Annotated in this window: 22 protein-coding genes; 9 read left to right on the forward strand and 13 right to left on the reverse strand. The window is 61.3% G+C overall.

Annotated features, from left to right (window positions below):
* A complete protein-coding gene (locus LJE98_RS14350; protein ID WP_370660380.1) occupies nucleotides 1-570 on the reverse strand; it encodes a polysaccharide biosynthesis/export family protein in 570 nt (189 codons plus the stop codon).
* A 191-nt stretch (nucleotides 571-761) separates the two neighbouring features.
* Between LJE98_RS14350 and LJE98_RS14355 the strand changes: the two genes are divergently transcribed.
* The gene (locus LJE98_RS14355) at nucleotides 762-2,978 is read left to right on the forward strand and encodes an exopolysaccharide transport family protein (protein WP_229575908.1); all 2,217 of its coding nucleotides are present in this window, start codon (nucleotides 762-764) and stop codon (nucleotides 2,976-2,978) included.
* Between the two features lie 19 nt (nucleotides 2,979-2,997).
* Here the strand turns inward: LJE98_RS14355 and LJE98_RS14360 are convergent, their stop codons facing one another.
* Together LJE98_RS14360 and LJE98_RS14365 are read right to left on the reverse strand one after the other, a co-directional pair.
* The gene (locus LJE98_RS14360) at nucleotides 2,998-4,263 is read right to left on the reverse strand and encodes a GNAT family N-acetyltransferase (RefSeq protein WP_229575909.1); all 1,266 of its coding nucleotides are present in this window, start codon (nucleotides 4,261-4,263) and stop codon (nucleotides 2,998-3,000) included.
* A gap of 113 nt (nucleotides 4,264-4,376) precedes the next feature.
* Nucleotides 4,377-4,604 carry a DUF2842 domain-containing protein gene (locus tag LJE98_RS14365; RefSeq protein ID WP_229575910.1) on the reverse strand — a complete coding sequence of 76 codons (228 nt, stop codon included), beginning with the start codon at nucleotides 4,602-4,604 and terminating at the stop codon, nucleotides 4,377-4,379.
* Nucleotides 4,605-4,720: 116 nt separating this feature from the next.
* Between LJE98_RS14365 and LJE98_RS14370 the strand changes: the two genes are divergently transcribed.
* Nucleotides 4,721-5,824, forward strand: a complete 1,104-nt coding sequence (locus tag LJE98_RS14370) for a COX15/CtaA family protein (protein WP_229575911.1) — start codon at nucleotides 4,721-4,723, stop codon at nucleotides 5,822-5,824.
* A 6-nt stretch (nucleotides 5,825-5,830) separates the two neighbouring features.
* Here the strand turns inward: LJE98_RS14370 and LJE98_RS14375 are convergent, their stop codons facing one another.
* The 5 genes from LJE98_RS14375 to rplM form a co-directional block, all read right to left on the reverse strand.
* On the reverse strand, nucleotides 5,831-6,655 hold the full coding sequence (locus LJE98_RS14375) for a DODA-type extradiol aromatic ring-opening family dioxygenase (protein WP_229575912.1): 825 nt from the start codon (nucleotides 6,653-6,655) through the stop codon (nucleotides 5,831-5,833).
* Nucleotides 6,656-6,802: 147 nt separating this feature from the next.
* A complete protein-coding gene (gene argC, locus LJE98_RS14380) occupies nucleotides 6,803-7,735 on the reverse strand; it encodes an N-acetyl-gamma-glutamyl-phosphate reductase (RefSeq protein WP_229575913.1) in 933 nt (310 codons plus the stop codon).
* A gap of 68 nt (nucleotides 7,736-7,803) precedes the next feature.
* On the reverse strand, nucleotides 7,804-8,757 hold the full coding sequence (gene speB / locus LJE98_RS14385; protein ID WP_229575914.1) for an agmatinase: 954 nt from the start codon (nucleotides 8,755-8,757) through the stop codon (nucleotides 7,804-7,806).
* Between the two features lie 156 nt (nucleotides 8,758-8,913).
* The gene (gene rpsI, locus LJE98_RS14390) at nucleotides 8,914-9,378 is read right to left on the reverse strand and encodes a 30S ribosomal protein S9 (protein ID WP_229575915.1); all 465 of its coding nucleotides are present in this window, start codon (nucleotides 9,376-9,378) and stop codon (nucleotides 8,914-8,916) included.
* Nucleotides 9,379-9,380: 2 nt separating this feature from the next.
* Nucleotides 9,381-9,845: a 50S ribosomal protein L13 gene (gene rplM / locus LJE98_RS14395; protein WP_229575916.1), complete on the reverse strand. Its 465-nt coding sequence runs from the start codon at nucleotides 9,843-9,845 to the stop codon at nucleotides 9,381-9,383.
* 429 nt (nucleotides 9,846-10,274) lie between these two features.
* On the opposite strand from rplM, the gene LJE98_RS14400 reads away from it, so the two are divergent.
* Both LJE98_RS14400 and LJE98_RS14405 read left to right on the forward strand, forming a co-directional pair.
* Nucleotides 10,275-10,706, forward strand: coding sequence for a VOC family protein (locus LJE98_RS14400; protein WP_229575917.1), 432 nt, complete (start codon nucleotides 10,275-10,277; stop codon nucleotides 10,704-10,706).
* A gap of 114 nt (nucleotides 10,707-10,820) precedes the next feature.
* Nucleotides 10,821-11,285, forward strand: a complete 465-nt coding sequence (locus LJE98_RS14405; RefSeq protein ID WP_229575918.1) for a CoA-binding protein — start codon at nucleotides 10,821-10,823, stop codon at nucleotides 11,283-11,285.
* Nucleotides 11,286-11,299: 14 nt separating this feature from the next.
* On the opposite strand, the gene LJE98_RS14410 is transcribed toward LJE98_RS14405, so the two are convergent.
* Nucleotides 11,300-11,644: a hypothetical protein gene (locus LJE98_RS14410; RefSeq protein WP_229575919.1), complete on the reverse strand. Its 345-nt coding sequence runs from the start codon at nucleotides 11,642-11,644 to the stop codon at nucleotides 11,300-11,302.
* A 118-nt stretch (nucleotides 11,645-11,762) separates the two neighbouring features.
* Between LJE98_RS14410 and LJE98_RS14415 the strand changes: the two genes are divergently transcribed.
* Entirely contained in the window at nucleotides 11,763-12,194 is a 432-nt protein-coding gene (locus tag LJE98_RS14415; RefSeq protein ID WP_229575920.1) for a CoA-binding protein, read from the forward strand.
* A gap of 4 nt (nucleotides 12,195-12,198) precedes the next feature.
* Here LJE98_RS14415 and LJE98_RS14420 read toward each other — a convergent pair whose 3' ends face one another.
* On the reverse strand, nucleotides 12,199-12,630 hold the full coding sequence (locus LJE98_RS14420) for a DUF6455 family protein (protein ID WP_229575921.1): 432 nt from the start codon (nucleotides 12,628-12,630) through the stop codon (nucleotides 12,199-12,201).
* Nucleotides 12,631-12,797: 167 nt separating this feature from the next.
* On the opposite strand from LJE98_RS14420, the gene LJE98_RS14425 reads away from it, so the two are divergent.
* Together LJE98_RS14425 and LJE98_RS14430 are read left to right on the forward strand one after the other, a co-directional pair.
* A complete protein-coding gene (locus LJE98_RS14425) occupies nucleotides 12,798-14,084 on the forward strand; it encodes an O-acetylhomoserine aminocarboxypropyltransferase (RefSeq protein ID WP_229575922.1) in 1,287 nt (428 codons plus the stop codon).
* A 59-nt stretch (nucleotides 14,085-14,143) separates the two neighbouring features.
* On the forward strand, nucleotides 14,144-14,488 hold the full coding sequence (locus tag LJE98_RS14430) for a cupin domain-containing protein (protein WP_229576024.1): 345 nt from the start codon (nucleotides 14,144-14,146) through the stop codon (nucleotides 14,486-14,488).
* A gap of 12 nt (nucleotides 14,489-14,500) precedes the next feature.
* On the opposite strand, the gene LJE98_RS14435 is transcribed toward LJE98_RS14430, so the two are convergent.
* Nucleotides 14,501-14,956 carry a MarR family winged helix-turn-helix transcriptional regulator gene (locus LJE98_RS14435; RefSeq protein WP_229575923.1) on the reverse strand — a complete coding sequence of 152 codons (456 nt, stop codon included), beginning with the start codon at nucleotides 14,954-14,956 and terminating at the stop codon, nucleotides 14,501-14,503.
* A 152-nt stretch (nucleotides 14,957-15,108) separates the two neighbouring features.
* On the opposite strand from LJE98_RS14435, the gene LJE98_RS14440 reads away from it, so the two are divergent.
* Nucleotides 15,109-15,906: an SDR family NAD(P)-dependent oxidoreductase gene (locus LJE98_RS14440; RefSeq protein ID WP_229575924.1), complete on the forward strand. Its 798-nt coding sequence runs from the start codon at nucleotides 15,109-15,111 to the stop codon at nucleotides 15,904-15,906.
* 58 nt (nucleotides 15,907-15,964) lie between these two features.
* Here the strand turns inward: LJE98_RS14440 and LJE98_RS14445 are convergent, their stop codons facing one another.
* Nucleotides 15,965-16,624, reverse strand: a complete 660-nt coding sequence (locus LJE98_RS14445) for a glutathione S-transferase family protein (protein ID WP_229575925.1) — start codon at nucleotides 16,622-16,624, stop codon at nucleotides 15,965-15,967.
* Nucleotides 16,625-16,742: 118 nt separating this feature from the next.
* On the opposite strand from LJE98_RS14445, the gene LJE98_RS14450 reads away from it, so the two are divergent.
* Complete coding sequence (locus LJE98_RS14450; protein ID WP_229575926.1) at nucleotides 16,743-17,768, forward strand: helix-turn-helix transcriptional regulator; 1,026 nt, start codon at nucleotides 16,743-16,745, stop codon at nucleotides 17,766-17,768.
* Here the strand turns inward: LJE98_RS14450 and LJE98_RS14455 are convergent.
* Nucleotides 17,716-18,960, reverse strand: coding sequence for a cytochrome P450 (locus LJE98_RS14455; protein WP_229575927.1), 1,245 nt, complete (start codon nucleotides 18,958-18,960; stop codon nucleotides 17,716-17,718). The two genes, LJE98_RS14450 and LJE98_RS14455, sit on opposite strands and share 53 nt — an antisense overlap.
* Between the last annotated feature and the right edge of the window lie 14 nt (nucleotides 18,961-18,974).

Genomic DNA, 18,974 nt, shown 5'->3' on the forward strand with positions numbered 1-18,974 from the left:
TCAGAACAGCCGCTCGCGAACGTAGACGGTGTCCCCCGCGAGGATGGGATCCGTGATCGGCACGCGACCTGTGATGATCTGCCCGTTGATCTTGCGTGTCACGTCGACATCGCGCTGGTTGGCCCGGCTGTTGAAGCCGCCGGAGACCGCGATGGCGTTGAGGATGGTCATGCCGGGGACATAGGCATACTGCCCCGGTTGTCCAACCTGACCCATGACGAAGATCGAACGGTAACGATCCACTTCGATGGAGACGTCGGGATCACGCAGGAAACCTTGTTTGAGCTTCTGCGCCAGCGCCCCCTCGAGTTGCGGAAGGGTCGCGCCACGCGCTGCAACCTGGCCCACGAGCGGGAAGGCGATATAGCCGGCCTGATCGACCGTATAGGTGTTGGAGAGGCTGGGTTGTTCAAAGACCGTGACGCGCAACCGGTCGCCGCTGTCGAGGCGATAGGGCTGAACGGTTGCTTCGTGAAAGACCTTGGGCGCAGGTTTGTAGCTCGCGCATCCCGTCAGGACGACGGACAGGAACGCGCTTGCGACGAGAACCATCGCCTGTTTGCCGACCATAGCCATGCGCTGTTGCGCTCCCAGTGAATTCGCATATTCGTTGGCCTGTTATCGAATGATTAGGGTTAATGCCGGGTAAACGGCCGGCGGCCAGGACTGTGAACACCACGCCAAATCCGGGCGGATCCGGGTTAACCCTTGAGTTACCATGATCCTTTACTTTCGCGGACAAGAAGTTCCGGGAGTCTGTAATGCCGAGTTTGGACCGCGATCAACATGATGTCGATATCGACCTCGCCCAGCTCTTTCGCGCCGTCTGGCAGCGGAAGGGGAGGATCCTTGCGGCCACGGCGCTCGTCGGCGTTCTCGCCTTTGTCGGCGCGAACACAATTTCCCCGAGCTACAAGAGCGACGCCAAGCTGCTGATTGAGTCGCGCCAGCCGAATTTCTCCGCGTCGGGCACGGCGTCTTCCACGGCGGAACCCATGCCGGACGAATTGAACATCGCAAGCCAGGTTCAACTGCTGCAGTCCGTCGACCTGATCAAGCAGGTGGCGCGTGATCTGAAGTTGAACGAGCGAACCGAATTCGATCCGGATTCCAGTCCCTCGGCCATGACCGATTTTCTGGTTCTCTTCGGCCTCACGAGCAATCCGCTGGAACTGCCACCCGAGGAGCGGGTGATCAATGCCTTCAAGGAAAAGCTCAACGTCTACCAGGTCGACAAGTCGCGTGTGATCGGCATCGAGTTCACCTCGAAGGATCCGAAGCTCGCGGCCGCCGTGCCGAACGCGATGATGGACGTCTATCGGTTGCTGCAGAGCGGTGCCAAGCTCGACAACAATTCCGACGCCGTCCGCTGGCTGGAGACCGAGATTGCCAATCTGCGTGAGAAGGTCCGCGAGGCTGAGCAGAAGGTCGCCGAATATCGTTCGTCGGCCGGTCTGATGTCCCTTGGCTCCGACCAGAGCTCCTTCAACGGCAAGCAGCTCTCCGATATCTCGACCGAACTTGCCAGGGTTCGTGGTGAACGTGCGAGTGCGGAGGCGACGGCCCAGAACCTCCGCGCCAGCATCAAGGCGGGCAAGTCGACCGATACGCTGGACGCCATCGCGCGCTCCGAATCGATCCAGCGCCTCAAGGCGGCGGAATCGCAGCTCCGCGCCCAGATTTCCGACCTCTCCACCCGCCTGCTCGAAGGTCACCCGCAGATGAAGGCGCTGCGCGCCCAGCTCTCCGGTATCCGCGAACAGGTTCAGGCCGAATCGCTGCGGGTGGCTGCGAGCCTCGACAACGAGGCAGCCGTCGCCCGCGAGCGCGAGACACAACTACTCGCGCAATTGAACACGCTGAAGGCCGATACCGCGCGGTCTGGTGAAGACGAAGTCGGATTGAAGGCGCTGGAACGCGAGGCAACCGCCCAGCGCCAGCTGCTCGAAACCTATCTGGCGCGCTACCGTGAGGCCTCAACAAGGCTCGACAAGGATGCGAGCCCGGCTGATGCGCGGGTGATCTCCACCGCGATCGAGCCTCAGGAGCCGAGCTTCCCGAAGGTCCTGCCGATCACCATCGTCGCCACGCTCTCGACGCTGATCCTCTCGGCCGTGGCGGTCATGCTGGCCGAACTCTTCAGCGGCCGCGCCCTGCGTCCGAGCGGAGCCATGGCGCCCGTCTTCGTGCGGCGCGATGAGGAAGAAGTTGAAGAACAGACGAGCGTCGAGATGCCTCGTCAGCGCCCGCAGGACGCCCCCCCGGCAAGCCTTATGCAAGCAAGCCTTTTGAATGTCGCGCCGGATGCCGACCTCGTGGACGAGATGGAACAGGCGATCGCTGCGGAACACGGGGCAGATGCGCTTCAGGATGCGTCCGGCGAGGAGGCGGATGAATTCTCGGTTGCGTCTGTCGCTGACTATCTGGTCGAGCAGCAAGCACGGATCGCCTTTGCTATATCGCCTTCAGGAGATGACGGCTCGACCGGAACCGTGGCGCTCGCCCGCGAGCTTGCCGATCGCGGCCACCGCACGGTCCTCGTCGACATGACCGGTTCGGCCTGCCCGAGTCGTCTGATGGCCAGCTGGAGAGACCTGCCGGGTGTCACCGATCTTCTGACGGGTGACGCGGCCTTTGCCGATTGCATCCATTCAGACCATTCATCGTCTGCCGATATCGTCCCGCAGGGCAATGCGGATATCCGCCAGGCCATGCGCGGCGCAGACCGGCTCTCCATGATCGTCGATGCACTGGCGGACGTCTATGACGTCGTCCTGGTGGAATGCGGCCCGGCAAATGCAGACGGTGTCGCGCGCCTGAGCCGGAACGGCCACCACGAGATCATCCTCTCGGCGCCCGAGCCGCAGGCGCAGGAACTGGCCGAAATCATGATTGCTTTCGAGGATGTCGGCTACACGGACCTAGTTCTCCTGTCCGTCAAGAACCCGCCGGTCCGCCGCGCGCGCGACGCGGCCTGATCGCCAGATCGAAGGCTGATCAGTCGTCTGTTTTCGCCGGCGGTTGTCCGCTCGTGCCCATCGCCCGCCATCTCTGGATGAGTGCGTAGAGATGCGGATTGCCCTTGATCAGGGTCTTCGTCCGCGCCATGCCCCGATGGGTCATCGCCGCGAGCCGGCCAGCCGGCCTGAGCGGCAGCAGGATGTCATGGTGCTCTGTCTGGATATTGCACCAGCGCCGCTTGTAATCCTGATCTCCAATGCCGAAATCGAACACGGCCGCACCGCTCAGCGCGCTGCGTTCAATTACCAGCCAGAAGAGCAATTCGCCCGGGCTTGCATCGGGCAGCAGGCTGTCGTCGATTGATCCGAACTGGCAGATCACATGGTCGCCCTTGCGGGACAGGCCGGTGATCGCCGCGATCCTGCCCTCGTATTCGCCCTTGAGCCGGATTGCGTGAAGTTCGAGCGGCACGTCGCTGCCGCCCTTGTCGCTTTCGAGCAGCGTGCGGAAGAATGCCTGTGTATCCGCCGGCTGGAAGACGTTCGGCAAGCCGCCGGCAGCAAAGCGGGCGGCCTTTTGCTGGAAGAAGCACTCGAGCAGGCTCTGTTGTTCGCCAAGTTGCGTCGGTCGGATATGCTCGTATCCTCCGGCCGCATCCAGCTTTCGCATCTGGGCGCGGTATTTCTTGCGGCGGCTCTTGGCATTGAGCGGTGCGATGCTCTCTTCCATGGTTGCGGCAAGCGGCAGCTGAAAGGAAGCGTTCTGGTTCCGGACATGGGGAAGTGCAGCCAGCGGATGGCGTTCGCCGCGCCAGTTGAGGGGCACATGGGTCAGGCTGAGCAGGTCCGCATGATCGTGCAACGCCTCGATGAACAGGGCCTCCAGGTCACGCGGCGCGATGGCAGCGGCGGCCTGCCTGAAGGGGGCGCTGAACAGACCGCTGTTGAAATTCGTAAAGGGTGATCCGACCAACTGCGCCCTGCGCACAAGGAATTGTCGGTCTATCTCAAGTGGCAGCAGGAAGGCGATCTGACCGTCCAGGCGACCTTCGACGATGGCCAGCGGATGATCGTGTGTCTGAACCCAGGCCCGGCACCAGTCATACCCCTGGTGTAGCGAGTTCCAAGGATCGGCTTCGAGCTGTCGCCAGCTGGCCTCCACCGGTTCCATCTGGTGATGGATGGCAAGCGTAAGTTCGCCCGCCGGGGTGTCGAGCATGGCTTTGCCGTTCAAGACGGCAGGGCCGACATCGGGCAGTTCTTCGGCAGATGCCGTTGCATCATGGTGCATCTGGGCTCGCATGTCCCCACCCCGTCCGGTTTCAAAGATGAGCGGCAGCTTAGACAGACACTGCGAACAAACGGTTATTGCACCGGCACTAAGCGCTTTCGCGACGTGCGAGGGTTAAGGCGGGGTTAATCCGCATCCTTGTTCTTGAACGGGCCGGCCATCCATTTGATGATGAGCATTGCGGGGATCACCCAGAGCAGGCCGGTCAGAAGGAAATAGAGGAGATGCCCCCACCAGGGAGCCGTGGCGAGCGTCGCCGTGGCGATGGTCGTCGCGAGAAGGGCATAGATCGATACGATCAGGATGATCAGGATCGTGCCGATGAAGGATCTCAGTTTCGGGCGCCTTGTCATGCCTCATTCCTATTCGACATCGCGCCTGTCTGCGACGCGACCGCTTGCCGCAAACCGGCGGGCTTGTTTTGCACGGCCGACTGATGCAAATCAACGGGTGAAAAGAGGATTGACGAATGAGCGCTGTATTGACCGGACCCGAGCTGCAAGTGCGCAAGGAAATCGCCCGCGTGGAGTCTGACCGCAAGGCGATCCGCATCTGGCTCGGTGTTGTGATATTAGCGCTTTTCTGTCTCGTTCTGGTAGGGGGCGCAACGCGCCTTACCGATTCCGGCCTGTCGATCACGCAGTGGAAACCCATCCATGGCGTTATTCCGCCATTGACGGTTGCGGAATGGGAAGAAGAGCTGGAGCTCTATCGCCAGATCCCCGAATACCAGCAGATCAACAAGGGCATGAGCCTCGACGAATTCAAGTTCATCTTCTGGTGGGAATGGGCGCACAGGCTGCTCGCCCGTTTGATCGGCCTGATCTTTGCCCTGCCGCTCGCCTATTTCTGGATCCGCGGCAAGGTCGAGCCGGGCATTCGCGCACCGCTGGTGGGCCTGCTCGCGCTGGGCGGCCTGCAGGGCTTCATCGGCTGGTGGATGGTCTCCTCGGGCCTCAGCGAGCGCGTCGATGTCAGCCAGTATCGCCTGGCAGTCCATCTGATGATGGCTTGCTTCATCTTTGCGAGCTGTGTCTGGATTTTCCGTAGCCTCAGCGTGCACAGCACCGATGCCGTGCCAACCGGGAACAGCCGCCTTTTCGCGGGTGTCCTGCTCGCCATGACCTTCGTGCAGATCTATCTCGGCGCGCTCGTCGCTGGCCTCGACGCGGGTTACAGCTACAACACCTGGCCACTGATGGATGGCGCCTGGGTGCCGCAGGGCCTCTTCGTCCAGTCACCGGCCTGGATCAACATTTTCGAGAACCCGAAGACTGTCCAGTATATCCACCGCATCGGCGCCTATCTGCTCTTTGCCGCAGCATTGGCGCACATGGTCCAGTGTCTGCGGGCCGCGCCGCAAACGACCCATGCCCGCCGCAGCGTGGTCTTCTTTGCCCTGATCAGTCTCCAGGCTGTAATTGGGATCGTGACGCTCGTGACGCAGGTTCCGCTGCATGCGGGTGTCACCCATCAGGGCATGGCGCTGGTCGTGCTCGCCTTTGCGGTTGCGCATCTGCGCGGCTTTTATGGGGAGCGCCCGAAGCCGGTGCTTGTCGAAGTTCGCAATTAAGGTCCGTCAGCCGAAGCGATAGGCGGAATAGGGCTTTCCAAGGAATTCGCCCCGGAAGACCTGCCTTCCGCCATCCGAACCCGCAGCACCGGACGCCACGAAGATCGGGACGAGGTGATCGTGGTCCGGCACGTGGCAGGCGAGCGCATCCGGGTTCTGATCCCAGGTGGCGAGAACCTTCGCACGCGCGCCAGCATCGGACCAGGCGACAGCCTCCGTCAGCCAGTTGTCGAAACGGACCGCCTGCTGCACATGGGCGGGATCGGCCTGCCGGAACATTCGCATGTTGTGATAGCTCATGCCGGACGCGATGATCAGCACCTCCTCGTCGCGCAGCGGCGCGAGCGCCTTACCGATCGCCACATGGCTTTCGACATCCAGCGTGTTCTTCAGCGAAATCATCGTGATCGGCACATCCGCATCCGGATAGACCAGCATGAGGGGAATGAAGACGCCGTGGTCGAAACCGCGCTTGTCGTCCTCCGCGCTGTCGATCCCAGCTTCGGCCAGCAGCGCCCTTGCGCGTGCAGCAAGGTCAGGCGAGCCTGGGGCAGGGTAGGAGAGCTCGTAGGTGTGTGGGGGGAAGTTGTAGTAGTCGAACAGCATACCGGGCTTCACGGCTGTGCTCACCGTCGGCACCGGTTCCTTTTCCCAATGGCCGGAAACCACGAGCACGGCTTTCGGCCGCCGCCCGATCTCGGCATCCAGGCCCTGCAGGAAGCCGCGCAGGTCATCCCAGGGTGCCTTGCCCTCGGTATCCCGCGGAAACTCCATGAACGGCCATGGGCCGCCGCCATGCGGGATGAAATAGACGGGCAAACGATTGGTCATGGCGTGGTCTCACTTTCAAAGCGAGACTAGCACCCACAATCATTCTCCATAACCGCACTGATGGACGACATTTCGTTCGACAATAGTGAACGCGCTGCCGGAGAGGTTGAGAAGATCAGACCTGACAGGTCGTCACGATCAGCCCCTTCAAGCCGACAGCATCAGATCCATGTTCTGCACGGCCGCACCGGAGGCGCCCTTGCCGAGATTGTCGAGCAGCGCGACGAGGTTGACATGCGCCGCACCGGGAGTGCCGAAGACGAAGAGTTTCATCGTGTCCTGGCCGACCAGTTCTTCGGCATCCACGCGTGGCAGCTTGGCGCTGTCGGCAAGCGGAACGACGCTGACGATATCCTGACCGGCATAGTGGGCAACGAGTGCCGCGTGAATGCTTTCCACTGTCGTGCCAACGGCGAGGTCTTCGAGGAAGAGCGGCACCTGCACGATCATGCCCTGCGCGAAGCGGCCGACGGAAGGGGCAAAGAGTGGCGCCCGGTCAAGAAGGCCGTGCGCCTGCATCTCCGGCACATGCTTGTGCTTGAGCGTAAGTCCATAGAGGAAATTGTTGGCCGCCAGATGCTCGGGATGACCAACATCTTCCATCTGCGCGATCATCTGCTTGCCGCCGCCGGTATAGCCCGAGACCGCGTTGACCGAAACCGGATAGCCGTCCGGCAGGATGCCCGCGGCGCGCAGCGGGCGAATGAGGCCGATGGCACCCGTCGGATAGCAGCCGGGATTGGAGACATGGCGCGCCGCCTGGATCTTCGCCTTCTGCGCCTTGTCCATTTCGGCAAAGCCATAGGCCCAGTCCGGATGCACGCGAAACGCCGTGGAGGCGTCGAGGAGGCGGACATTGTTGTTCGCGGCCGTCATCTCGTAAGCCTGCTTCGAGGCATCGTCGGGCAGGCAGAGAATGGCGATGTCTGCGCTGTTGAGCATGTCCTCGCGCATCTTCTCGTTCCGCCGCTCGGCTTCGGGGATGGACAAGAGTTCCAGATCGCGGCGGTCAGCCAGGCGTGTGCGGATCTGCAGACCCGTTGTGCCGTGTTCGCCGTCGATGAAGATCTTCGCTGCCATTTGTCTAGTCCCGTCAGAGATTTAGGTGAGAATGCGGAATCTGGTTCTGAGTGTGTTGAATCAATGTGTCAGCCGCGTGTCGCAAGCTTCTCCGCGCGCAAGCCCAGCATATACATTGCAACCGTCGCACCGGCAATTGCGGTGATGTCGGCATGATCATATGCGGGCGCCACTTCGACGATATCGGAACCTCTGATGTCGAGGGCGCCGAGCTTGCGCAGGACCGACAGCATCTTGGCCGAGGATGGGCCGCCCGCGACCGGCGTGCCTGTGCCAGGAGCATAGGCCGGGTCCAGGCAGTCGATATCGAAGGTCATATAGACCGGCGCCGGGCCGACATGCGAAAGAATGGTGTCGGCAATCGCCTGTGCGCCCATGTCCTCGACCTCGTAGCCCGGAATGATCCGGATGCCGAAATCCTCAGGCGCATCGGTGCGGATGCCGATCTGGATCGAGCGGACAGGATCGATCACGCCCTCGCGCACGGCACGGCAGACGAAGGAGCCGTGATCGATCCGCTGGCCGTCGTCATCCCAGGTGTCTTGATGCGCATCGAAATGCACCAGCGCCAGTGGCCCGTGTGTCGCCGCATGCGCCTTGAGCAGTGGCCAGGTCACGAAGTGGTCGCCGCCGAGCCCGAGCAGATAGGCGCCGGATGCGATGATGCGGGCCGCTTCCTGTTCGATCAGGGCAGGGGTCTGCTGGTGATTGCCGTAATCGAGCAGGACGTCGCCGTAGTCGATGACGGCCATCTGCTCGAAGAGGTCGCGCGAGAACGGATATTGCGGGTCGTTGTCGAAGATCGCCGAGGCGCGCCGGATCGCTTGCGGTCCGAAGCGGGCGCCGGGCCGGTTGGAGACAGCAGCGTCGAAGGGAATGCCAAGCACGACGGCATCGACGTCGGTGAGGTCCTTCGAATATTTCCGCCGCATGAAGGAGAGCACGCCCGCATAGGTCGGGTCCGTGGCAGCCCCGCGGAGCGCCTTGGCGGTGAAGGCGTTGTCGATCGATTTGCTGGCCATATGCGCTTCTCCCGGATTGAATTTGATCAAATTAAACAGTCGACTCGCTCGGTCAAGCCTCGAGCGGGCGCTCTGTAGCGTGAAGCCGTGTGGGGAGAACGAAAAAAAGGCGGAGCCGAAGCCCCGCCTTGATTTCCGTTTCCGGTGGTCCAGCGATTAACGCTTGGAGAACTGGAACGAACGACGGGCCTTCGCCTTGCCGTACTTCTTACGCTCGACGACGCGGCTGTCGCGGGTCAGGAAGCCACCCTTCTTCAGGACCGGACGCAGGCCCGGTTCGAAGTAGGTCAGGGCCTTCGAGAGACCGTGACGAACTGCACCGGCCTGGCCGGAGAGGCCGCCGCCGTGAACGGTCGCGATGATGTCGAACTGGCCGTCACGGGCCACTGCGACGATCGGCTGCTGCAGGATCATCTGCAGGACCGGACGGGCGAAGTAGGCGCGGAATTCCTTGCCGTTGACGGTGATCTTGCCGGAGCCCGGCTTGACCCAGACGCGGGCAACGGCGTTCTTGCGCTTGCCGGTGGCGTAGGAGCGACCCAGGGAGTCGACCTTGCGGACGTGAGCCGGAGCTGCGTCCTGTGCCGGGGCAAGGTCCTTCAGGGAAGAAAGATCGGCCATACTTAGGCGCTCCTTGTGTTCTTGCTGTTCAGCGAAGCGACGTCGAGAGCGACGGGCTGCTGAGCTTCATGCGGGTGGTTCGTGCCAGCGTAAACGCGCAGGTTCTTCATCTGGCGACGGCCGAGCGGACCACGCGGAATCATGCGCTCGACGGCCTTCTCAAGAACGCGCTCCGGGAAGCGGCCTTCGATGATCTGGCGAGCCGTACGCTCCTTGATGCCGCCCGGATAGCCGGTGTGCCAGTAGTACTTCTTGTCGGCATACTTGTTGCCGGTGAGTACGACCTTTTCGGCATTGATGACGATGACGTTGTCGCCGTCGTCAACATGGGGGGTGTAGGTGGCCTTGTGCTTGCCACGCAGGTGCATGGCGATGATGGTGGCGAGGCGGCCGACAACGAGCCCTTCGGCGTCGATGAGGATCCACTTCTTCTCCACCTCTGCAGGCTTCTGAACGAAGGTAGACATTGGGGTCTCTTTCAGTGTGATCCCGCGGTTCCGTCTGTCGAAACTGCAGGCGTTTCTTGTTGCTTGTTTCGCGCGTGTTGGGCGCAAAAAAGAAAGCGGTCCCGAAGGGCCGCAGTCTTGGGAGCGGTATAGAGATCCAGCAGAAAGACGTCAAGATCGATCAACTTGGCACCTAGTCAGAAAAAGTGTGTGAAAACAAGTGGATGGAGATGGGGTATTATTTTACCCCAATCAGGGGCTCGCTCAGGCATTCGTCATGCACTCTCGGATGGACAGCGACGGGATGCAGAGAGGGGTGTTCCACTTTCTTTGCATATGGAACAGGTGTGTCGGGAGGCGCCTTCGCAACCTATGATTTGGCTAATATGCACATGAACATAATGAAAACATAAACCGAACGTATCGGCAGGACCCTGAATGGAGACAAGCATGTCGCTGGAACGCCGAATCTCGCTCATTACCCTTGGCGTCACGGACGTCGCCCGCAGCACGGACTTTTATGCGAGACTGGGCTGGACGAAATCGTCCGCTTCCAACGACGACATCACCTTCATCCAGTTAAAGGGCACAGTCCTCGGTCTCTTTTCCCGAGCGAGCCTTGCCGAAGATGCGCATGTGGAGAACACGGCTGCGGGTTTCCGGGGCGTCGCGCTCGCCTACAATGTATCGAGCGAAATTGGTGTCGATGCCGTCGTGAAATTTGTTGTCTCCTGTGGCGGCACCCTGGTCAAGGCACCCCGGAAGGTGACTTGGGGCGGGTATTCCGGCTATGTCGCGGACCCCGACGGTCATCTCTGGGAGATTGCGTTCAATCCCTTCTTTCCGCAGGACGAGCACGGCCATGTCGTGCTGCCCGTCTGATGGGTGGTATTTGAGTGATCCTCCGATGGGGTCGTTAACTCGCCAGCGCTACAGTCGGATCGGGACATGAAAGGACGGGTGAACCAGAGGCCCTCGCGGGCCGGGAGGAACGCCATGAACCACGATTTCTATGCGAACAGCGACCTCGCCGATATCCTTGCGACGGCCAAGAACGTGGCCGTCCTTGGCGCTTCGACGGATGACAAGCGCCCCAGTCACTGGATCTCCGGCTTCTTGCTGGGCAAGGGATACCGCGTCTTTCCGGTCAATCCCCTGCACACTGGCGAACTCATCCTGGGGCAACGCGTCTACGGCTCGCTGGCCGAGATCCCCGAACCCATACATCTCGTCGACGTCTTTCGCCGCCCTGAGCATCTTACCGGCATCGTTGAGGATGTGTTGGCACTGAGCCCGCGCCCGGCCGCGATCTGGTGCCAGCTCGGCATTCGTGATGACGCCGCAGCTGCAAGGGCAGAGGCGGGCGGCATCAGGGTCGTCATGAACCGGGCGCTAGTTTCCGAATATCCGCTGGTCTACGAGCGCATGCATCCGGGCTCGGCTCAGGGGCACGCGGCCTGAACGCCACGATAGCGTCAGAACCGGATGACGGGCTTGCCGAGGCCGAAACGACGCGACTCGGGATCGTAGTCCTGGCAGTTCAGGACCGGGCAGCGGTCGGTGTCGCGCGTCGGCACATAGGCCCGTTCCGCATATTCGTGCGGATCGCACATGGCACTGCGGGTAACGTAGCGATCATAAAGGGTCATGCCCTTCACCCGTGTCGACGGATAGCGCAGGATCACCGCGCGTTCGTTGATCACGCGCTGGCGCACCTGATCACAGGTGAGGGTCGTTGAATTGTAGCGTGAGATCGCAAGGGCAGGCTCGGCCAGCGTCATGGTCGCGATCGTCATGATGGCAAGGTGAGACAGTCGCATCACGTTCCTCCTTCTCGGCGCTCGATCAACGTGTTGTGCGTCGTGGCGGTTCCATGCCTTGTTGCAGGTCATTGCCACCCCATTTAATCCTCTGAATACGGTGAAAGAGGAGATGCAGATGGCCGATCACGATCAATATAGCGCTGATTATCTGAGGGGCATCCTCGGCGAGGTGAAAACCATCGCGCTTCTCGGCGCATCGCCAAAGCCGGACCGTCCGAGCTTCGGCGTGATGCGGTTCCTGCTGTCGAAGGGCTACAAGGTCTATCCGGTCAATCCCGGTCAGGCCGGCAAGGAGATCCTCGGCCAGACCGTGTTCGCCACGATGGCCGATATTCCAGAGGCGATCGACATGGTCGACGTTTTCCGCGCACCGGAACATCTTGGTGAGGTGGTGACTGAAGCGCTCGCCCTGCCAACCCGTCCAAAGGTGATCTGGGGACAGCTCTCCGTGCGCGACGATATCGCAATCAAGCCGGCCGAAGAGGCCGGCATCCGTGTGGTCATGGATCGCTGCCCGGCGATCGAGATACCCAGGCTCGGGCTCTGAAGGTCTAGGCGCCGATCAGTAGGTCGGGATTGGCGCGGAGCGCGTTCAGCGTATCGGCATTTCCGCAATAGTCGATAAAGATTTGCTCGGCCTGGCCCTGCTGCAGATGCTGACGGCAGGTGTCCTTGGACGAACATTGCGCACAGGTAACCTGCATGTCGAGGAACACCCGGCGCATGTGGTATTCGACTTCGGCCGGATCGATGTTGAGCGCCCGCATCATCGCCGGCATTTCGTCGGCCGCATGCGGGCCGGCCTTCACGAGCGCCTGCAACTGGTGGGCGTTGATGCCGCAATCGTCAGCCAGTGCCTGAACTTCGGCATCGGACAGGCCTGCGAGCATTTCGCTCTGCGCGGGTTGTTCGAAGCCTCGGGCGAACCAGGAGACTATTTGCTGCACGGTGTGGCGGACGGGATCGGCGATCGTGGGTGTCATGGGGCTCTCCTTTGACTGGGAAGAGCATGCCAGCACTTCGCGCGGCGACATTGACCTCGATCAAGTATGAATTTCCTGATCACTGCCGCACTTTGGAATAATCCGGGCTGACATCGGGCGGCGACCGATTATGATCCGCCCCGAAGTCACACAGGGAGGACCAAACAATGTCGGAGAACAATCCGGGTTTCGCCACGCTAGCCATCCATGCCGGCGCCCAGCCGGATCCCACCACGGGCGCGCGCATCACGCCGATCTACCAGACCACAGCCTATGTCTTCAACGACAGCGATCATGCGGCAAATCTCTTTGCGCTCAAGGAGTTCGGCAATATCTACACCCGCATCATGAACCCCACCCAGGGCGTTCTGGAAGAGCGGATTGCCGCGCTGGAAGGCGGCACGGCAGCACTCGCGGTTGCCTCGGGTCATGCAGCCCAGCTCCTGATCTTCCATTCGCTGATGCAGCCCGGCGACAATTTCGTCGCGGCAAGGAAACTCTATGGCGGCTCGATCAACCAGTTCGGCCATGCCTTCAAGAATTTCGGATGGCAGGTGCGCTGGGCCGATCCGGCGGATCCGGAAAGCTTCGCAGCCCAGATCGATGACAAGACCAAGGCCGTCTTTATCGAAAGTCTCGCCAATCCCGGCGGCACCTTCGTCGACATCGAAGCCATCGCCGAGGTCGCCCATCGCCATGGCCTGCCGCTGATCGTCGACAACACCATGGCAAGCCCCTACCTGATCCGCCCGCTGGAGCATGGCGCCGACATCATCGTGCATTCGGTCACGAAGTTCCTCGGCGGCCATGGCAATTCCATGGGCGGTGTCATCGTCGATGGCGGCACGTTCGACTGGTCGGCCAAGCCAGGCCAATATCCGATGCTGTCCGAGCCGCGCCCGGAATATAATGGCGTCGTTCTGCACCAGACCTTCGGCAATTTCGCCTTCGCCATCGCCTGCCGTGTCCTCGGCCTGCGTGACCTCGGGCCGGCGATTGCCCCGATGAACGCCTTTCTGCTTCTGACCGGCATCGAGACACTGCCGCTGCGCATGCAGCGCCACTGCGACAATGCGATGAAGGTCGCGACCTGGCTGAAGAGCCATCCGAAGGTCGCCTGGGTCAACTATTCAGGCCTTCCCGACGATCCGAACAATGCCTTGCAGAAGCGCTATTCGCCGAAGGGCGCCGGCTCCGTCTTCACCTTCGGCATCAAGGGCGGGCTTGAAGCCGGCAAGGCGCTGGTCGGTGGCTTGAAGCTCTTCTCGCATCTCGCCAATATCGGCGACACCCGCTCGCTGATCATCCATCCGGCCTCGACGACCCATGCGCAGCTTTCCGAATCCCAACAGATCGCCGCCGGTGCCGGACCTGACGTCGTGCGCCTGTCTATCGGTATCGAGGATGCCGAAGACATCATCGCCGATCTCGAACAGGCTCTTTCCAACGCCTGATCTGCCTCTCAGCGGCGGTGCGAAAAAAAACACCGCCGCTTGTCTATCTGGAGACCATGATGAGCTTGTTCCTGCCTTTTGATCCCTCCACCGTCACCCCGGAGGAGGGGGCTCCCGCTGCCGACCGCCTGATCTCGGGCGATCCGCACTTCACCACCTGGAACATCGAGGAAGCGGAGGGCGGCATCTATGCCGGCATCTGGCAGTCGACGCCGGGCAAATGGCGGATTTCCTATGACGAATGGGAATATTTCCACATTCTCGAAGGCCACTCGGTGGTGACCGAGGATGGCGGCGCAGCGGTCGTCCTGAGAGCCGGCGACCGCCTGGTGCTCAGACCCGGCTTCAAGGGAACCTGGGAAGTCCTTGAAACGACTCGCAAGGACTATGTGATCCGCCTGTAAGGTAAGGTTGCTTCAGTTGGAGTTGAAGGCCTTCGCGAAATCCGGGGATGCGATGAACGCCAGAGTGCGCCGCAGTTCCTCCGATCTCTCCTTGCCAAAGGCCTTATCGAAGCGGTCTTGTGCCTCACGCCAGGCTTTGAGCATCTCGTCGCGCTGGCGTAGCCCTTGCTCGGTCAGTTGAACGCGGCGGGCCCGTCCATCCTTTTCGTCCGGCACGAGGATCACGAAGCCGTCGCGGATCAGCGGCTTCAGCGTATGGCCGAGAGCAGACAGGTCCATGACCATGGACTCGGCCAGGGCCTTCTGTGTGGGGTTGCCGAGCACCGCTATCTGGGACATCAGCGAGAATTGCGTGCCCTTCAGGCCGCTATCTCCTATGGCCTCGTCATAGAGCTGGCCGAGTTGGCGCGTTGCGCGCCGGATGGCGCTATTGTTGCAGTGAAACCAGACATCCTTCTCGTTTTGCATCCCGCAATGTCCTTTCCTTGAACGGCCCGATCGTCTGGGGCCTCCGATAGCTAAACGAAATTTCAACAAAATTCGCGCGGGCCTTGAAGTCTTCCCCTGCTTGCTGCATATATAGTGGCATATGCCAGTAAATTAAAGCCCGGAGATTGATCATGTCCTCGACCCTTGGAACTGCCCTTGTCACCGGCGCCTCGTCGGGCATCGGCGCAACCTATGCCCGAAAGCTTGCAGAACGTGGTCATGACCTGCTGCTTGTTGCCCGCGACGAAGAGCGCCTGGCGGCTCTGGCCGCCGAACTTAAGGACGGGCATGGTATTGCCGCCGACATCCTCAAGGCCGACTTGACGCTTCCCGCCGACGTCAAGCGTGTCGAGGAGAGGCTGCGGGCCGATCAGGCGATCTCGGTCCTGGTCAACAATGCCGGCATCGGTCCGAACGGCGTTCTGCTGGACGGCGACATCGACTATCTCGATCGCATGATCGCCATCAACGTCACCGCCGCCAATCGGCTGGCCGTCGCGGCAGCCCAGGCGTTTGCCCAGAGAGGGCGGGGCACGATCATCAATATCGCCTCTGTGGTGGCCCTCGCGCCGGAGATCTTTAACGGGACTTACAGCGCCTCGAAAGCCTTCATCCTGGCGCTGACCCAGTCGCTGGCGCATGAATTGCGCGAGACCCCGGTACGGATCCAGGCTGTCCTGCCAGGTTTGACCCGCACGGAAATCTTCGATCGCGTCGGCTCGAGCTTTGACCACATCGATCCGGAAAGAGTCATGGATGTAGAGGATCTCGTCAGGTCCGCAGTCGTGGGCCTCGATCAGGGAGAACTGGTGACTGTCCCGTCTCTGGAAGACGCCTCCCTGCTGGCTCAGTTTGGTGCGGCTCGACAAAACCTTGGCCCGCATCTGTCGAAGCGGGTCCCCGCATCGCGCTACATGGCCAAAGCCTGAACATCATTGCTGCCCTGAGGACCGGTCGATCTGCGGGCGACCGGTCCTCACACTTCGATCAGCCTACAAGCTCTCTCGCCTTTACGGCCGCTTCGTGCATGGCGACCATCGCGGCATCCTCGGCCCAGACTTTCTGAATACTCGCGCGACCGTCGATACGCGCCATATAGGCCTGAAAGGCAGGGCGGGTTTCGACGAGGCCGAACATCGTCGTCCAGCGGAGCGCAATACCCCAGAGCAGATCGGCCGCAGTGAACCGCTCGCCGAGCAGATAGGGTCCCTTCTTCAGTGTCTCCTCCACCAGGTCGATGAGGGAATCGTAGCTGGCATAGGGTGTTTCATTCATCGAGGCCGGATCGCGCTTCATGTGGCGATCGACGACCGCCGGCTCGAAGCAGTTGCCATAGATGAACAGCCAGCGAACATAGGCTCCACGCTCCGGATCGTCGATGGCAGGAGCAAGGCCTGCCTCGGGGTATAGATCCGCCAGATAGAGGTAGATCGCGCCCTGCTCGGTGACCAGCGTATCGCCGACTCGCACCGCCGGCACCTTGCCAAGCGGGTTGATCGCGAGATAGGCCGGCTGGCGCTGCTCATCCGCCTTCATATTGAGAACATGCAGCTCGTAAGGCGCCTTCAACTCCTCCAGCAGCACACGCGCGCCGGTGGCGCGGGTCTGGGGCGAGTAGAAGAGGGTGATCGGCCGGTTCGTGGTCATCTTGTGTCTCCCTTTGAAATGCGTTTCGCCACGCGGCGATGAGGGGAGAATGCGCCACCATACCTGTCAGAACCTGTCAGGTTGGTTTAGCATATTCATCGAGACGAGGTTTTTTTCGATGCGCGCGAGCCGGCTGATCAATATTCTGACGACGCTTCAGGCAAAGGGGCTGGTAACGGCCGAGGCGCTGGCCGCGGAAAACGATGTGTCGGTGCGCACCATCTATCGCGACATCGACGCTCTTTCGCTGTCGGGCATCCCCGTTTACAGCGAGCGCGGTTCCGACGGTGGCTACAGGTTGCTGGATGGATACCGCGTCCGGCTCAATGGCCTCACCCCCGCCGAAGCGCAGGCCATGTTTCTCTCCGGCATCCCTGGAGCTGCAGCCGATCTCGGCCTTGGTTCCCTGATGGCTGGCGCGCAGAAGAAGCTCACTGCCGCATTGCCCGAGGATCTGCGCGAAAGTGCCCGGCGCATGCAGTCGAAATTTCATCTCGATGCGCCCGCCTGGTTGGCTGAGGGCGAGCAGCCCGCCCACCTCCAGGCGATTGCGGATGCGGTCTGGAACTCCAAACGCATCCGAATGCGCTATCGCTCCTGGAAGGCGGAAAAGAACCGGGTCGCCGAACCGCTCGGCATCGTGATGAAGGGCGGCGCCTGGTATCTCGTCGCCCGCGTCGATGCTGCGGCGCGCACCTATCGCATCTCCCGCGTCCTCGATCTCCTCGTCACAGACGAACGTTTCGACTGGCCGATAGAGTTCGACCTTGCGGCCTATTGGCGCGAAAGCACGCGTCGGCTCGAACGCGAGCTTTACCCCGATTGGGCCACCATCAGGCTCTCCCCCTGGGGCTTGAAGGAAATCGGGCACATGGCGCCGCCTTATGTCCGAACCAATCTGGAATTCATCGGAGAACCTGACGAGCGCGGCTGGCGAACTCTCCGGCTACCCGTGGCGCATGAACGCATGGCCGTGTCTGAAATGCTCAAGCTTGGAACGGAGGTTGAGGTGCTCGACCCGCCAGACCTGCGTCTTGCCATGCGTCAGGCCGTCGAAAGCCTGACGGCCCGCTACACGGACACGTCCGACCTCACCAGCGAAGGTCGAGCCGCTCCAGTCCGTGGAAATGATAGACGTCCTTGACCGCGGGCGTCTCCGCGATTTTCAGTCCCGGCAGCCGCTTGAAGAGCAGCGGCAACACGATGTTGAGCTCGAGACGGGCGAGCGGCGCGCCGATGCAGAAATGGATGCCGGCTCCGAAGGAAAGATTGGCCCCTTCGTCGCGATCAGGTTTGAAGGTGAGCGGATCAGGAAATTTCTGCGGATCGAGATTGGCGGCAGCCAGGATCAGGCTCACCTTGTCCCCACGCTTGAAGGACACGCCGTCGATTTCGCAGGGCTCCAGGCACCAGCGCTGGAAGATGTGCACCGGCGCACCGATCCGGAGCGTCTCTTCCACGGTCCGTTCCGTCGACTTCTCGTCGGTGAACAGCACGGCCGGATCGATACCGCTTTCGAGGATTACCCGAACCGAATTGCCGATCTGGTGCACAGTGGCCTCGTGCCCGGCATTCAACAGCACGATGGTCGTCGAGATCAGCTCGTCCTCGGTGAGAAACTGCCCCTTGTGCTCGGTATGGATCATGTGGCTCAAGAGATCGTCGCGCGGCTCGTTCCGTCTCTCGGCGATGACTTCACGCACATAGTCTGCAAATTCCTTGGCGGAGCGATCTGCGGCGTCCTCGTCAGCACGGGTCCGCTTGAACATGTACATGCCGACATAGTCGTGGCTCCATTTGAGGAGCTGAGGTCCCATGGTCTCGGGAATGCCGATCATCCGCGCGATCATCGTCACTGGAATGATATCGGCAAAGCTCGAAAGAAGCTCTGTCTGGCCATCCTTCTCGAAAGTGTCGATCAAGCGGTTGGCCAGCGCCTCGATCTCGGGCGTCATCTTCTCCACGTGACGGGAGACGAAGGCACGGTTGACCAGTGTCCTCAACCGCGTGTGCTCTGGCGGTTCGATTTCCAGGAGCGAGTGTTCCTCGGCCTTGTCGAAATGTCGGGTATGTGCGGCGGGCTCGGCCATGCCAAGCTCCTCGCGCGTCGCAATATGCAGGATTTGCCGGCCGAAGCGGCGATCGCGAAGAAGCGCATTCACATGGTCATATCCGGTGAAGAACCACTGCTTCTGCTCCTCCCAGTAAAAGGTCGGACAGCTTGCATGGAGCGCCGCATATGTGCGGTTCGGATCACCGTAGAAGCCGGGATCGCGGGCGTTGAGCGAGACCCGGCGCATGGCCGGATCGATGGAGAGAAACGAGGTCTGTGTCATGCCGTCCTGTTTAT

It is taken from the genome of Rhizobium sp. 'Codium 1' (assembly GCF_020889605.1).
GTDB lineage: Bacteria > Pseudomonadota > Alphaproteobacteria > Rhizobiales > Rhizobiaceae > Allorhizobium > Allorhizobium algae.

Excerpts from the sequence above, each read along its gene's own strand:
- LJE98_RS14350 (WP_370660380.1), bottom strand. The coding sequence starts at position 570 with ATGGTCGGCAAACAGGCGATGGTTCTCGTCGCAAGCGCGTTCCTGTCC.
- argC (WP_229575913.1), bottom strand. The coding sequence starts at position 7,735 with ATGGCAGCGAAGATCTTCATCGACGGCGAACACGGCACAACGGGTCTG.
- LJE98_RS14365 (WP_229575910.1), bottom strand. The coding sequence starts at position 4,604 with ATGACAAGGCGCCCGAAACTGAGATCCTTCATCGGCACGATCCTGATC.
- LJE98_RS14410 (WP_229575919.1), bottom strand. The coding sequence starts at position 11,644 with ATGCGACTGTCTCACCTTGCCATCATGACGATCGCGACCATGACGCTG.
- LJE98_RS14370 (WP_229575911.1), top strand. The coding sequence starts at position 4,721 with ATGAGCGCTGTATTGACCGGACCCGAGCTGCAAGTGCGCAAGGAAATC.
- LJE98_RS14445 (WP_229575925.1), bottom strand. The coding sequence starts at position 16,624 with ATGACCACGAACCGGCCGATCACCCTCTTCTACTCGCCCCAGACCCGC.
- rplM (WP_229575916.1), bottom strand. The coding sequence starts at position 9,845 with ATGTCTACCTTCGTTCAGAAGCCTGCAGAGGTGGAGAAGAAGTGGATC.
- speB (WP_229575914.1), bottom strand. The coding sequence starts at position 8,757 with ATGGCCAGCAAATCGATCGACAACGCCTTCACCGCCAAGGCGCTCCGC.
- LJE98_RS14375 (WP_229575912.1), bottom strand. The coding sequence starts at position 6,655 with ATGACCAATCGTTTGCCCGTCTATTTCATCCCGCATGGCGGCGGCCCA.
- LJE98_RS14440 (WP_229575924.1), top strand. The coding sequence starts at position 15,109 with ATGTCCTCGACCCTTGGAACTGCCCTTGTCACCGGCGCCTCGTCGGGC.
- LJE98_RS14400 (WP_229575917.1), top strand. The coding sequence starts at position 10,275 with ATGTCGCTGGAACGCCGAATCTCGCTCATTACCCTTGGCGTCACGGAC.
- rpsI (WP_229575915.1), bottom strand. The coding sequence starts at position 9,378 with ATGGCCGATCTTTCTTCCCTGAAGGACCTTGCCCCGGCACAGGACGCA.
- LJE98_RS14430 (WP_229576024.1), top strand. The coding sequence starts at position 14,144 with ATGAGCTTGTTCCTGCCTTTTGATCCCTCCACCGTCACCCCGGAGGAG.
- LJE98_RS14415 (WP_229575920.1), top strand. The coding sequence starts at position 11,763 with ATGGCCGATCACGATCAATATAGCGCTGATTATCTGAGGGGCATCCTC.
- LJE98_RS14405 (WP_229575918.1), top strand. The coding sequence starts at position 10,821 with ATGAACCACGATTTCTATGCGAACAGCGACCTCGCCGATATCCTTGCG.
- LJE98_RS14450 (WP_229575926.1), top strand. The coding sequence starts at position 16,743 with ATGCGCGCGAGCCGGCTGATCAATATTCTGACGACGCTTCAGGCAAAG.
- LJE98_RS14425 (WP_229575922.1), top strand. The coding sequence starts at position 12,798 with ATGTCGGAGAACAATCCGGGTTTCGCCACGCTAGCCATCCATGCCGGC.
- LJE98_RS14455 (WP_229575927.1), bottom strand. The coding sequence starts at position 18,960 with ATGACACAGACCTCGTTTCTCTCCATCGATCCGGCCATGCGCCGGGTC.
- LJE98_RS14435 (WP_229575923.1), bottom strand. The coding sequence starts at position 14,956 with ATGCAAAACGAGAAGGATGTCTGGTTTCACTGCAACAATAGCGCCATC.
- LJE98_RS14360 (WP_229575909.1), bottom strand. The coding sequence starts at position 4,263 with ATGCGAGCCCAGATGCACCATGATGCAACGGCATCTGCCGAAGAACTG.
- LJE98_RS14355 (WP_229575908.1), top strand. The coding sequence starts at position 762 with ATGCCGAGTTTGGACCGCGATCAACATGATGTCGATATCGACCTCGCC.
- LJE98_RS14420 (WP_229575921.1), bottom strand. The coding sequence starts at position 12,630 with ATGACACCCACGATCGCCGATCCCGTCCGCCACACCGTGCAGCAAATA.